The sequence below is a fragment of the Streptomyces sp. NPDC020489 genome, from assembly GCF_044386545.1.
Lineage (GTDB): Bacteria > Actinomycetota > Actinomycetes > Streptomycetales > Streptomycetaceae > Streptomyces.
The window spans coordinates 166931-178852 of the sequence record NZ_JBIRUZ010000017.1 but is presented as its reverse complement, the minus strand read 5'-3'; the positions used below and the strand labels follow the sequence as shown (position 1 = coordinate 178852).

Sequence of the window (11922 nt, the reverse complement as noted above, 5' to 3'; positions counted from 1 at the left end):
GCGCGCGGTCTGCTCCGCAGACACGACGCGCCGCCGCTACGCGGCGGTTTCCACGCTTCGCGTGGAAGGGCCGGAACTCCGTTCCGGCTTGCCGGTCCACTCCGTGACCCGGCAAGGGAATCCGACTCCGTCGGATTCCGGCAGAACTGGTGCGCTCCGCGCCCCACTCCTGAAAAAGCCGCAGCTGCAAGGGCAGGTGACGGGGCGTGAAGGACGGGGGACCTCATCGCGTGACTGGATCGGGAGGGCGGCGCGTCAGTCGCCTTCTGAGGGCCGACGTCGAAGCGGAGCATAGGCGCCTGCCCTACTTGACGGACCGTCGTGATCCCTGCTGTGCGTCAAATTTGAGGCATGGATGAGTTCTGGTTTCAACACCCACCCCTTATCTGCTCTATGAAGCTGCGTCAAAACCATCCAGGGTGGAATCCGGAATGAGGACGCACTGCCTCTCTCCATTCACATAATATTGCCAACAACACCCCACCCCAACACCCATGCAAAGACGACACCACATCAACACCCGGAAAACGACAAGGGCTTTCACCACGAAAACGACACCCCCCTTTCACCACCCCGCAAACAACCCAGGTTCGCCGCCACCACCAGCAATGAAAACCAACGACGCCACACCACTGAAAAACCCAAGACGCCTATCACGACCAAGGTCACACAGAGGATCACGTAGCCGCGGACATTGGGAAGTTGCAGACCCCCGCCACAGAAGGCACCTCCGACATCAGAAAGCCCGAATTCCGGGGTACGGAGGTACCGGAGCCGAGAACCCCTCACCGCAGCCACGCCTGCTGTTGATGCTTGTCCGTCACCGCCGACGCCACCCGACGCTCAGAGCCGGTGCTGCTGTCTACGGTCCGCAGCGTCAGCGCTGAGCCTCTGTTGCATCGAGGGCGTCCCGCACCTGCCAGGCCAGTCGGTAAGCGGAAACGACGAGTTGAAGTGCCTCGACAGCGGTCAAATGCTGCTTGGAGCGGGCGCGCGTCCCGGCGTGGCGGTGCACTGCTTCGGCCACGACAGTGGCCCCTCCGGGGAGCCGGCCGTCGCCTTCTGCTCTGCGGAAGGCAGCGATGATGTCCGACGACTCCCTTCCCGGGGTGTCGCCGTAGAACGCGTGCGACAGGTGCGCTGCTGACAGGCTGAGCGCCTTCCAACTCGCCGCGGCGGCGCGACTTGGGTCGCTGACGGCGACCGTGCACGCCTCAGCGAAGTCAGCAGCGCCGACTACTTCAGGGACATCCGAGCGTACGGACGTGAGCCAGTCCGGGACCGCCTCGACCTGCCTCCGGTGTTTAGGGGGCTGAAGCTGCCTCCAGGGTGACTTGCTGTGCCCGCCGTACTTGCGCTGGGCAGCCTGTGCCGACACACCGAGAGCGGGGCCGATAAGGCGCCAGGGCACCCATGTGATGCCGTTCGCCAAGACGACCTGGCTGTGGAGGACGTCCTCGGCCGCGTCGCGGAGTTCAGCGGCCTGCCTGATCAGCCCGGTGGGGCTGGCGTCCTGGTACAGCCGGGTCAGACTGGCTAGAGCTGCATTGATCAGCTTGCGGGCCTCGCGAGTGCTCATGTCGGTACGTCGCGGGTCGGTGGCCATCAACAGATGTTGACACACCTGATGGCTAGTCACCCAATTCATTCTGTTTTCGCAGTTCACAGCCCTGGTGTGCAGAGTGCCTGATTCTGCGGATCCGTTGGTGGCATCGGTAGCGTGATGTGGGTGAAGGCGTCGCGGGTCGTAGGCCATAAGCCGAGTGGCCCCCCGATGCAACGGGAGGCCGCCCTCACACCCAGTCCTCTGTAGCTGAAAAGGGTGCTCTGATGAACCAGCCTCGCACGCCGAGGAAGGCCACCGCGAAGGCGGCCGTCGGGAACAAGGCCGAGAAGAAGGACGAGGAGGCGGTCCCGGCCGTACGGGAGGGCCGGAGGCACTGGTTGCCGGACCCGGGAACCCGCCGCGGTGCCGTGTTCTATGCGGTCGCGGGTCCGGTGGTGGTCGCGGTGGTCGCGGCGACGGTGGAGTTCGTGCTCCGCCACGTACATATCGTGATCAGCTGACGCGACGGGCGGGGGCATGCTCCGCTCACCCCCGCCCCGGCCCGCCTTCGCGGCGGGTCGCTAGCCCTGGCCCTGGTCTCGGATGACGTCCTTCGGCGCTAAACGCCCCGTCAGGCAGGAAGTCTGATCAACGAACCAGGCCACATCCGCGCAGGTCAGGGACATCCGTCGTTTTTTCGGCGATTGCTACGGGGCCCTAGCGACAGATCGCGGATACTCCAGGCGGCGCCTCATGGGGTGCGCACACTGCACAGCGGTTTCAGTCTTCCCTTATGAGTGAGAATGACCCCCTTTTGCAGTTCCTCTCCGAGGAAGCATCAGACGGCTCCCCTCAAGCGCGCAAGATCTCCGTCGTCGTAGGAGGTGTCCGCTTCGTCGGCTACGCGCAACACCCTGATGTCTTCCTGGAAGAACACCTCTCGGAGGAGCACTCCCAGTATCGGGAGCTCCGCGACGCTCAGGCAGAAGCCCGCGAGTACCTTCACCTCATCGTCAGCGAGGGACCCGGGATCCCCAAGCGCACGAACTGCCATGTGAGGTTCAGGATGGATGGCGTCGACGCCTGGTGGGTGGAGTAGTGCTGGTCCCTGGGGACTGGTTGATCGCCGTCGTTGAGCAGGCCGAGACCGGTGCCGCCTCCGAATGGCGCTCTGCCCCTCTGGGAGCGGCTGGCGCCGTGGTCGGCGGACTTCCGTCGTCGCTGATTGCGGGTCGAGTCCTGCGCGACACGAGAGGAGCCCGGCGGCGGTCGGAGCAGAGGGACGCGACGGCCGTCATCACAGCAGCGCTCCTGGAGGTACAGCAGGCGTACCGGAACTTCGATACCGGCTCCGATCCGGTACCAAGGAGTTTCGAGTCCTGGCCGGACTACCTCCACGCGGCTCTCGGGCCCGCTGAAGTTGCTGCCATGACCTTCCCCGACAAGGACTTGAGGAATCGGTTGCAATCCTCACTGAACCTGTTGACTTGGGGTGCCAACAGCGCGCAACTGCTTCAGGAGACAGGCCTTACCTGGCCGCGCGTCGTGGCGCTCACGGCAGTTCAAGACGCCATGGACTGTCTAGGCGCCAAGCTGCGCGGCGAGAAGCTACCGAAAGCGTCGAAGGGGTGGCAGGACGCAGACAATCATTGGCAGATGCTGCTTGAGCAGGAGCGCCGTGGCGAAGAGGGCTGACGGCCCGTTCAGGGACCCACAGGGTCTTCGAGGGATAGCGGCGCTTCATCAGTATCCGTCGTGAGCGCGAGCCAGATGCGGGCACGTACGCCAGGCTTGCCCGGCACCCGCCAGTGCCAGCCGGCACCAAGCAGACGACCCTCAAGGCCAGCTGACCGTCCCCACCCCCGGGGCTGGGGAATTACGTGAAGTCAGCCCTGGGAAATATCGAGGAGTTCCACAAGTGGGCGGCCGTCCTAGAGGAGGAAACGAGTGGCGAGGGCAAGCGCCTCGCGGACCACGCGGCTGCCGATGCCTGGGCGTCAGCGGTTGCCCATTGGCTTATCGATGCCACCCCTCCTGGCTGACGCGGAGAACCTGCACTCTGGCCTAGAAGTGCTGCGGTCCGCGCACATGCGCCTACGGCCTGCCGACGATAGGGCGCATCTGGAGACCCTTATCACCGTGCTGGCAGAAACGGCACGGGCAGGGCTGGACCGCACCCGGCAAATGCTGCTGGCGGAAACCCTTGACCCGCATACATGGGCCGCCCGCATGCTCCTCGCCATGGCCGAGACACCCAGCATTACCAGCACACAGCTCCTCGCCGAACTCAAGAACGAGGAGCTCAGCGCCGACGAAACACAGATCAGCCGCAGCGGCCGGGCCTTGGTTGAACGCGGGCTCGCCATCAAGACCCGACATGGGCGCGAAGTGAGCTGGCGCACGAGCCCACGCGGGGCTGCGGTAGTACGAAGCCTGCAACAGCGGATGCAAGCACAGTGATGCCTTGTTACGAGTCGAGCGGCTGGCGAAGGTCCAGGTAGCATCGCAGCCGTACGCCGGGTTCGCCCGCGTCTCGGGTCGTATGCTCCTCTGTCGCCGTCGCCCACCGTTCGGCGAGCAGCTGCTGGAAGGCGAGCGCGGTGTCGTCGTCGGCGGCCGCGACGTCGACGACGACCAGGCCCGGCCAGCTTACGTGTGCCTCGTTGATCGGGTCCGTGTACGGCACTACGCCCGGGCGCCTGTGGAGGTTCCGCCGTTTCCATGTCTTCACCCAACCGAGTGGCGGGCCGTCAGGGGCTGTCGCCGCCCCAGTCCCAGCGGACTGGGCGCCAGGGCGCGCGTCGTACATCGCCCAGCCGCTGGCGCCGGACTGCTCCAGCTCGGTGGCCAGCGCGATGCCGGTGTCGGCCTTGTCCGGTGTCCGGCCGGTGAGGTCGAGCAGCAGGCCGTCCACTGGCCCGCTGACCAGTTTGTCGTAGTCCCGGTCTGGCCGCGGTCCTGCTGTGGTCGTCAGGTGCCGGCTTCCTCTTCTGGCTCTGGCGGCGCGTCTACAGGCTGTGTGTCGTCGGATTCGGCAGGGGGCGTAGGCACGAGTCGGTCTGTGTCGGATAGCTCCAGTGCTCGGTGAATGCCCTCAATCGGAGGGGAGTCGTTGTCGGTGACGATGATCTGCAGCCGGTCGACGTGCTCGGTTGCAGCGCGCAGGAGGCTGGCGTACATCTTGCGCAGGCGCTCAAGATCGACGCCTTCGTGGCCGACGTTGCTGCTGATGCCGTCGATGATGAGGAGGTTGGGCAAGGGGATGTCGTGGTCGTTGAGTGCCACACGTTGGTGTGCAAGGACGTGGGCTACGTTGACCAGTACCTCGACACCCTGGGATTGCAGGTCAGCGAAGGGACGGCCGTCCACGACAGGCAGATACGTCTTCTTGTTGATGTAGGAGCCTGGCTGGTCGTCGAAGCGGGGTGCGTCGAAACTGCGGAGGGCGGCTTCGAATGCGTCGTCGAGTTTCCGCAGGCGTTCGCTGACCGTCTGGTTGCTGTGGCGGGTGGCGTCGATTTTGCTGTTGAGGTCCTCTTGCTCGCGTTCCAGTTCAGCAACGCGTTCAGCCTGCCCCGCTAGCCGGTCGTGTAGGGCCAGGCCGTCGTCCAGGCGGGCGAGGTGTTCCTCGAGTCGGGCCTGCCGGGCAGCGATGCCTCTGATGCGGTCTGCCTGGTCGGTGATGTAGGTGGCCGTTGCTCGGTCTAGTTGTGCACCGAGGTCTGCCCGCTTGTTGGTCTGGGCAGCTTGGGCTGTCCTGAGTTGTTCGAGGCGCTGGGTGCTTCGGGCGATGAGTTCTTCGGTCTCGGTTACCTGCTCGATGATTCGGTCTTGTTCCGCGGCTAGGGAGGACGGGGCTGGCAGGTGGGGTGGTGTCTGCATGCAGAGGCGGCAGGTGTGCTCGTCGCCCCTTTCAGGCACACCGGCTCCGCACCGGGGGCAGGTGTGGAATTCGAAGTCGTTGAGGAGTCGCTCGGCCACCAGGGCGCGGGTGAGCCGACGGCTCTGGGCGATGAGCTGTCCGTGCAGTTCGCGGAGGTTGGTGACGGAGACGGCTTCGGCCTCGGCCGCGCTGGCGATGCGGGCGATCTCTGCCTCCGCCTCGGCGATCCGTTCGCGCAGGGTGACGGTGGCCGACTCGGCGAGTTCGCCAGTGAGGTGGATGTCGGCCTGGCGAGCGCGGATGAGCTCCCCTTCGGTCTCCTGGCGCTCAACCTCGAGCTGGGCGCGGGAGGCGAAGGCTGTCGTCTGGAGGATCCGTTCCAGGGTGTTCGCATCCGCGGTGAGGGCTGCCAACTCTGTAGTGACTTCGCGTAGGCGGTCGCGTAGTCCAGCTGCCTCGGGGTCGTAGAGGCCGTAGAGAATCTCGAAGACGTACTTGCGCTTGATGTTCTTGGAGTAGTTGTCGGGGGTCCCGAAGACAGAGGAGTCGATCTCCTTCTGCCTGAGGACGCAGTACATGAGGTAGTCACTGATGGTGACAGGAACAAGAGGGCTCCTGTCATCGTTGGGAGCGCGCGGAACGCTGAGGCGGGGCAGCCTCAGTACGTTTCGCCACCAGTCACGGAAGGTCTCGTCATACCCCGCTTGGAGCTGGCTGGCGGGCAGCCGCCAGACTTCCCTGCGGCCGCCAACTTCGGCGATCTCGACCATGGCGTTCGGGGTGGTGACCAGTGTGCGCACGATGTGGAATCGGCGATCTCCGACCAGCACGGTGCCGGCGATCGTCCGTCCCCGAAGTTCGGGGACGACACTCACGTCGGCACCCAGGAGGGCGCGGAGGCAGCTGACGGTTGCGGTCTTGCCGCCGCTCATAGAACCGATGATCGCGTTCATGCCGGGTTCGAAGCGGATCGTGCGGCTGGTACCGACCAGGGTGATCTCTTCGATGCGCAGTCTCATAGGTGGGTCCCCCAGTCCGCCTCGACGATGTCGGGGAACGTCTCGTAGATCAGGTTCTTCAGGGTGGTGCCGGTCAGGTTGAAGTACCGCCGCAACAGCACTGCTCGGTCCCGAACCGGGCGCCAGCTCTCGCTTTCAGCGAGAGCACGCGCCACTTGCCGCCCGGCGGGGGTAGTGCAGTAGGTCGCGATGGCGTCCTCGTGTTTGGGCTCGATGAGGCCCTTGCCCGTGAGGGCACCGAGCAACGCGTAGTAGGCGGGATCCCACGGCCCGTACTTGTAACGGATCATGCTCTGCTCGATCGTTCCGGTCAGCCACGGGTCCTCACCGGCGTCGACGTCGGGTCGTCGAACAGCCATGAGGCTGTTGAAGTGGGCCGGGTAGCGGAGCAGGAAGTCGAGCTTGGCCAGCTTCATGCGCCCTTCGATGCCCTTGCTCGCCTTGGTTTCAGAGAAGACGTCGATAAGCAGCAGCAGGCGGGCTTGGGCATCCGCAGAAGGCGGCCGCGCCGACGGCACAGCAGTGGTGGGCGCTGTAGTGCTAGGAGGCATCTCGGTCGCTCCCCCAGTCGAACCTGCATTCGTCCGAGATCGCGCACGCCCTGCCCATCAGAAGCACACCATCCTGGGCGTAGAGGGGATGGCGGTCGTAGGTGCCGGGGCTTGCCTCGAGTGTGCGCTGCAGCTCGTCGAAGATGGCGTCAGCGGGCTGGTTCTGTCCCTTGTGGGACCGGCCGGTACGGCGGGCCAGTAGCAGCAGGCGCTGATCGAGGTCTGTCTCGATGGCTTGATCGCCAGGCCAGGCTCCCAGCGCCAGCTCTCTGAACCGGTGGCGCTCAGCGTGGGCGCGCAACATCTGCGCCTCCTCGATGACCTCCCTGGAGGCAGCGCCCTGACGGAGCTTGCGAACAAGCGCAGTCTCGGAACCGTGCAGTTGCTGGGAAAGATCTTCCAGCAGAACGTGGTCGGGACGAGTCAGGCGCTGGCGCACGTCGGCAATCGTCGCCGCGGTGATGCGTTTGTTCAGCACTGCGGCGGGCGGGCTGTCGAGAGCCAGCAGCTCTGCCCACCGGGCGACGGGGAGTCCTTGGGTGGCTTCGCGAGTACGCCGGAGCAACTCCGTGTAGAGGGCGTCGATCATCGCCATGGTGAGACCTGGGCCGAGATCGGCCAGGACCCGGGTATTGCGCAGCTCGATGTCGCCGCGTCGTGGCAGAGGTCTAATACGCACCAGGGGCAGGAAGTCGGTCAGTGCGGCCTCTTTGACTTTCAGGTGCGCCGCGACCCGTTTTCGGCACGCGTCGTTGTCTCCCCCTTCCCCCTTGGACAGGGCCACGACCGCGGCGTCGGCTGGGTCGAGATGGCCCTCGATGCCGGCGGTCAGCTGATAGATCAGGCCGGTGCCTGCCACGGTTTCGTGCGTGCGCCAGAGGCTCTTGAGGGGCTTCTTGGCGAGCACGTCCGTCAGCGTCCAGGGCTCCACAGCATCCCTGGTTTTGATCTGCTGAAAATCCCAGAACGAACCGCCATCGGTACACCGGGGGTCGCCACCGCGGGCCACGACTATGTCCTCGATGTGCTCGCAGGTCACGTGAACGACCGATCCGCCCGCCAGCATCTCCAGGACCGCTTGCACGGCGATGTGTACCTGGTACTCGTACCGTCGCAACGTGACTGACCCTGAGTCATCCGGTGCTTCGGTTTCAATCGGATCGGTCATTCGCCCCCCATCTCGTTACTCCCCGACCACGCAGCGTAGGGGTTCTGTGATCTCCAGTCGACAGGCCGGAAGATCCACTCCCTGCGTCCAGCCTTCAGGCAGAGAGCAGCAGGACCGCCGACCGCGAGGCGCGCGCCACCCCCACGCGGACGACACCACCACAGGTGTCCGCCGTCTCTGTTCCTCCGCCTCGTAGGAGACTCCCGCTGGCTCGGGACCCGCACCCGCACTCCCCCATACCCGCCCGACCCGAACCGCCCGGCTTGCCCAGCGCGGGGATGCCGTCGGAGGCCCCGCTGCTGTCGGTGCACGCCGCCGTGGTGTTCCTGGCGGCCGTCATCATCGGCCTCGTCATGGGCGGGCTCATGTTCCTCCACGACAAGTCCATGCCCGCAGCCGTCGCGACCGGCCTGGTGGCCGCTGGAGGCAGCGTTCCCGTGCTGCACAAGCTGATCGGCTGACCGGGGCGGGCGCCGGGTGCACATGCTGCGCCCCACCGCCTCCGTCAGGCGGCGGGGAACTCGTGGGCGGGGCCGCCGCGCCACTCCACCCACTGTGGGTCGTCCAGGATGGCATCGGGTTCGGTGACGCCAGCGTCCTCGAGGAACACGACCAGGTCGTGGTCGCTGTGGGCGGTGCCGAGGATCTCGTCCCGGCCGCTGCTGTGCACGGTGACTCTCCGGCCGCCCGAGTCGGAGGGCCGGTGCACGACGACCGGCGCGCTGGTCACGGTTTCCAGCGTGCCCCGGGCCGGTTCGGTGGGCGAGTCTGCCCGGGGCGTTATGCGTCACCTACGGAAGCGGGAGAGCCAGGTTCCGCCGGCCCTCTGCTCGGGCACGGCCTGGCCCTGCTCTTCATGCCGGTGTTCGTCCGGCCAGGACCTGACCGGGCTTCCTTTCAGCGACCGCTACGCCGCATTGGAGGCGTTGTTCGCCGAGGCCGGTTTGGCGGCGCCGTGGTCGCTGTGCCCGACCATGACCGACCCGAAGCAGGCAGCCGCATGGCTGGCCGACTACACCGCCGCCGGCATCGAGGGCCTCGTATTCCGGCCCCCAGCAGGTATGTGCCGGGCGGGCGCGGATGGACCAAGTACAAGGCGCGGCACATCACGGAGGCGATCGTGGGGGCGGTCACCGGCAGTCTGCGGGCGCCCACCACAGCGCTGTTGGGCCGCTACGACGAGGACGGGCGCCTTCGGTACGCCGGCCGCACCACCACGCTGAACGCCACCGCCCGGCATGCCCTCGCCGACCAGCTGCACGCCGGGGACGCCGACCACCCGTGGAGAGGGCGCACCTTCAGCGTGGGGTGGGGCTCGCGGGAGCAGCTGTCGGTGCACCTGGTCGTACCCGAGGCCGTCGCCGAAGTCGCCGTGGACGTCGCCCGGGACAGCACCGGACGCTGGCGCCACCCAGTCCGGCTCACCCGTATCCGCACCGACATGAGACCCGACGACGTGCCGCTGTTCGGGACAGCCCCCTAGTGCAAGTTCACCAGGTTGGTGTATGTAGGCCCCACACTCGGTTGGATGTCGGGCATGAATGCTTCCGTGACAGCAACGAACGTACTGCTGGTGATAGTTGGTGCCGCCGTAGGTCTCATCCCGGCCTATGTGATGGAGAGGAGAAAGGAGCGGCACGCCCTGGCAGTGCGTTGGGACGGGCCTCTCTACGACCTGTGCAAGGAGTGTGCCGCTTCGGCACGGCAGCTCGTTCATCTGATACGGCGCCTTGACCGAGTCGCGGACCGGGTCGAGCAGCGCAACAAGGTCGACGCTGAACACGTCCGGCTCCGGTCCGTGGTACAGCAGCTGCGCATCCTGGGAACGGCGGAGCTCCAGCAGGCGGCCAGGGAAGTCGAGCACCATGCCTGGTGGGTGCGCGCCGTGCACGAGGGCCAGCCTGACGAGCTCATCGACCACTACGGTGGCCGTGCGGTGGAAGACCGGCTGAGAGATGCAATGCGCAGATTGTTCGTGGCCGCGCGCCGCCAGCTCGGAGTCAAGGACCCCGACACCGTGGTCTCAGACGATCCGATCGACCCCAGACGTCCGGCTCCCTAACCGCGTCGTGGCAGCACCAGCACGGCCCACCGGGCCTACTCCGGCCACACGTGCCGCCCTTGCAGATCGGACTCGTCCTGCCTCCAGACTGGCACCCGGGATAACTCTTGCTAGACCGCTACGACGACAGCGGGCGCCTGCGGTACACCGGCCGCACCACCACGCTGGGCGCGGCCGTAAGGCACGCCCTCGCCGACCAGCTACGCACCGGGGACGCGGGTCACCCGTGGACGGGGCGCACGTTCACTGCGGGGTGGGCTTCGTGGGAGCAGTTGTCGGTGCACCTGGTCGTGCCCGAGGTTGTCGCCGAAGTTGCCGTGGACCTCGCCCGGGACAGTGCCGGACTCAACGAGATCGATCCCGGGTGGGCGCCGGAGGGGTGGGAGATCGGCTGGCAGCGCGCGTACCGGCTGCTGCTCGCGCATGTGCAGGCGGGCGGGGCGCTTCCGGCCGGGCCGGGGGACGTCGTCGTCCAGGGCGAGGATCTCGGGGTGTGGATCGCGGGTCAGGTGGCCGGGTGGGACCGGCTCGTGCCCGTCCAGCAGTACCTCCTGGAGACGGTCGGGGTGTACCCCGATGGCGTCGGCGTGCCGGTGGTGCCGGCGCGACGTTCGCAGGACGAACTGTGGGAGCGGAACATGACCGCAGCCCGACAGTTCCACGCCCGCGAAGGACACCTCCAGGTGCCCCGACACCACCGCGAGGGCGTCGACGGCGAGCTGCTCGGGCTGGGGTCATTCGTAGCCAACGCACGACGGCGGGCCGCCAAGCTCAGCCCCGAGCGACGCGACGCCCTCAACGCACTCGGCATGCGCTGGTAAGTCGCGTAGGGCTTCACCGCGTATCTGGGGTAGTCGAACCGGGCCAGCCGACGTGTCGGACGAATCTTTTGAGAAATGCCAGGTCACAGTCGGCGTACGGGATTCAGGTCCGGGCGCGCAGCCGTATGCGAGGAGTGCGAGGCTGGGTATCGTACGATGCATGGGCTCCACGGGAACGCCCTGGGACTGGCTGAGACTCAGTCGCCTGGAGCGTTACGAAGGGCCTGGCTACCGGTTGCAGCCGGTGACCAGACCCTCCGTCGAGCACTGCAGTCACCGAGCCCGGCCGTCTTGCATTCGGCCGGGCTCACTGCTGGAGCTCAGGCCTTCCGGCGGGTCACGGTTTCTGGATCAAGACCAGAATGACCGCAGTGCGTCGAAGATCGGTACGACCACTATCACCCAGTCAACGAACGCCTGTCGCCAGGTCAGGCGACGTTCGTAACAGGTGCAGTGCACGTGTCGATCCATCGTGCCTCCCGCAGTTGATCCCAAGTAGCCCTTGGAGAAGGGCCTTCACCCCGAACGGGGTGAAGCATGTGAGGGATCTCGTGCGATGAAGCGCAGCTCAGCATAGGCGAACCTCGCAGATCCGAAGACCCGGGGGACCACAACTTCTGGGCTGCTGTAGCAATCCAAGCACTAGATGTAGGGATCGTCTCGACAAACACGCCGTACACGCGTGTCGCGCCCGTATTGGCGTGCGCCGTGGTGCCAAACTGTCTGGCTGAACTGCAAGGTCACGGCGCCACTTAGGTGAGACGGACGTCTCCCGCGCAGATCCGTACCAGAAAGCCGGGGGTCCACCAGCTGCTTTCCGCCTCGGCGGCGATGAGTACCGCAAAGGGCCCTTTTGTCTGCCAGACATCGGC

Annotated in this window: 14 protein-coding genes; 8 read left to right on the top strand and 6 right to left on the bottom strand. The window is 66.2% G+C overall.

Going from position 1 to position 11922, the window contains the following annotated elements; translation table 11 throughout:
• Window positions 1–877: 877 nt before the first annotated feature.
• Window positions 878–1639 (bottom strand): hypothetical protein, encoded by a 762-nt coding sequence (locus ACH41F_RS35845; RefSeq protein ID WP_398839243.1) that lies wholly within the window; start codon window positions 1637–1639, stop codon window positions 878–880.
• Between the two features lie 191 nt (window positions 1640–1830).
• Here ACH41F_RS35845 and ACH41F_RS35840 point away from each other — a divergent pair, with 191 nt between their 5' ends.
• The 4 genes from ACH41F_RS35840 to ACH41F_RS35825 all read left to right on the top strand — a co-directional run bounded on the left by ACH41F_RS35840 (window position 1831) and on the right by ACH41F_RS35825 (window position 4006).
• Window positions 1831–2067 (top strand): hypothetical protein, encoded by a 237-nt coding sequence (locus ACH41F_RS35840; protein ID WP_398839241.1) that lies wholly within the window; start codon window positions 1831–1833, stop codon window positions 2065–2067.
• A gap of 272 nt (window positions 2068–2339) precedes the next feature.
• Window positions 2340–2645: a hypothetical protein gene (locus tag ACH41F_RS35835; RefSeq protein WP_398839239.1), complete on the top strand. Its 306-nt coding sequence runs from the start codon at window positions 2340–2342 to the stop codon at window positions 2643–2645.
• Between the two features lie 329 nt (window positions 2646–2974).
• Window positions 2975–3241 (top strand): hypothetical protein, encoded by a 267-nt coding sequence (locus ACH41F_RS35830; RefSeq protein WP_398839237.1) that lies wholly within the window; start codon window positions 2975–2977, stop codon window positions 3239–3241.
• 444 nt (window positions 3242–3685) lie between these two features.
• Window positions 3686–4006, top strand: a complete 321-nt coding sequence (locus tag ACH41F_RS35825) for a hypothetical protein (RefSeq protein ID WP_398839235.1) — start codon at window positions 3686–3688, stop codon at window positions 4004–4006.
• 7 nt (window positions 4007–4013) lie between these two features.
• Here the strand turns inward: ACH41F_RS35825 and ACH41F_RS35820 are convergent, their stop codons facing one another.
• The 4 genes from ACH41F_RS35820 to ACH41F_RS35805 are packed head-to-tail and all read right to left on the bottom strand — an operon-like array spanning window position 4014 to window position 8167.
• Window positions 4014–4460, bottom strand: a complete 447-nt coding sequence (locus tag ACH41F_RS35820) for a DUF6207 family protein (protein WP_398839233.1) — start codon at window positions 4458–4460, stop codon at window positions 4014–4016.
• Between the two features lie 56 nt (window positions 4461–4516).
• Window positions 4517–6448: a hypothetical protein gene (locus tag ACH41F_RS35815; protein WP_398839231.1), complete on the bottom strand. Its 1932-nt coding sequence runs from the start codon at window positions 6446–6448 to the stop codon at window positions 4517–4519.
• Window positions 6445–6999 (bottom strand): hypothetical protein, encoded by a 555-nt coding sequence (locus tag ACH41F_RS35810; RefSeq protein ID WP_398839227.1) that lies wholly within the window; start codon window positions 6997–6999, stop codon window positions 6445–6447. Before ACH41F_RS35810 ends, ACH41F_RS35815 begins: the two co-directional genes overlap by 4 nt.
• Window positions 6989–8167: a dsDNA nuclease domain-containing protein gene (locus ACH41F_RS35805; protein WP_398839225.1), complete on the bottom strand. Its 1179-nt coding sequence runs from the start codon at window positions 8165–8167 to the stop codon at window positions 6989–6991. Before ACH41F_RS35805 ends, ACH41F_RS35810 begins: the two co-directional genes overlap by 11 nt.
• 263 nt (window positions 8168–8430) lie before the next feature.
• Between ACH41F_RS35805 and ACH41F_RS35800 the strand changes: the two genes are divergently transcribed.
• Window positions 8431–8628 (top strand): hypothetical protein, encoded by a 198-nt coding sequence (locus ACH41F_RS35800; RefSeq protein WP_398839223.1) that lies wholly within the window; start codon window positions 8431–8433, stop codon window positions 8626–8628.
• 44 nt (window positions 8629–8672) lie between these two features.
• On the opposite strand, the gene ACH41F_RS35795 is transcribed toward ACH41F_RS35800, so the two are convergent.
• Window positions 8673–8897, bottom strand: coding sequence for a hypothetical protein (locus ACH41F_RS35795; protein ID WP_398839221.1), 225 nt, complete (start codon window positions 8895–8897; stop codon window positions 8673–8675).
• A 333-nt stretch (window positions 8898–9230) separates the two neighbouring features.
• Between ACH41F_RS35795 and ACH41F_RS35790 the strand changes: the two genes are divergently transcribed.
• The 3 genes from ACH41F_RS35790 (at window position 9231) to ACH41F_RS35780 (ending at window position 11050) form a co-directional block, all read left to right on the top strand.
• Window positions 9231–9650, top strand: a complete 420-nt coding sequence (locus tag ACH41F_RS35790) for a hypothetical protein (protein ID WP_398839219.1) — start codon at window positions 9231–9233, stop codon at window positions 9648–9650.
• 45 nt (window positions 9651–9695) lie between these two features.
• Window positions 9696–10229 (top strand): hypothetical protein, encoded by a 534-nt coding sequence (locus tag ACH41F_RS35785; protein ID WP_398839217.1) that lies wholly within the window; start codon window positions 9696–9698, stop codon window positions 10227–10229.
• 107 nt (window positions 10230–10336) lie between these two features.
• Entirely contained in the window at window positions 10337–11050 is a 714-nt protein-coding gene (locus tag ACH41F_RS35780; RefSeq protein WP_398839215.1) for a Helicase associated domain protein, read from the top strand.
• Window positions 11051–11922 lie beyond the last annotated feature (872 nt).

Bases quoted from the DNA above. Each gene is read 5' to 3' on its own strand.
- ACH41F_RS35840 (WP_398839241.1), top strand. From the start codon at position 1,831: ATGAACCAGCCTCGCACGCCGAGGAAGGCCACCGCGAAGGCGGCCGTC.
- ACH41F_RS35835 (WP_398839239.1), top strand. From the start codon at position 2,340: ATGAGTGAGAATGACCCCCTTTTGCAGTTCCTCTCCGAGGAAGCATCA.
- ACH41F_RS35830 (WP_398839237.1), top strand. From the start codon at position 2,975: ATGACCTTCCCCGACAAGGACTTGAGGAATCGGTTGCAATCCTCACTG.
- ACH41F_RS35815 (WP_398839231.1), bottom strand. From the start codon at position 6,448: ATGAGACTGCGCATCGAAGAGATCACCCTGGTCGGTACCAGCCGCACG.
- ACH41F_RS35810 (WP_398839227.1), bottom strand. From the start codon at position 6,999: ATGCCTCCTAGCACTACAGCGCCCACCACTGCTGTGCCGTCGGCGCGG.
- ACH41F_RS35805 (WP_398839225.1), bottom strand. From the start codon at position 8,167: ATGACCGATCCGATTGAAACCGAAGCACCGGATGACTCAGGGTCAGTC.
- ACH41F_RS35785 (WP_398839217.1), top strand. From the start codon at position 9,696: ATGTCGGGCATGAATGCTTCCGTGACAGCAACGAACGTACTGCTGGTG.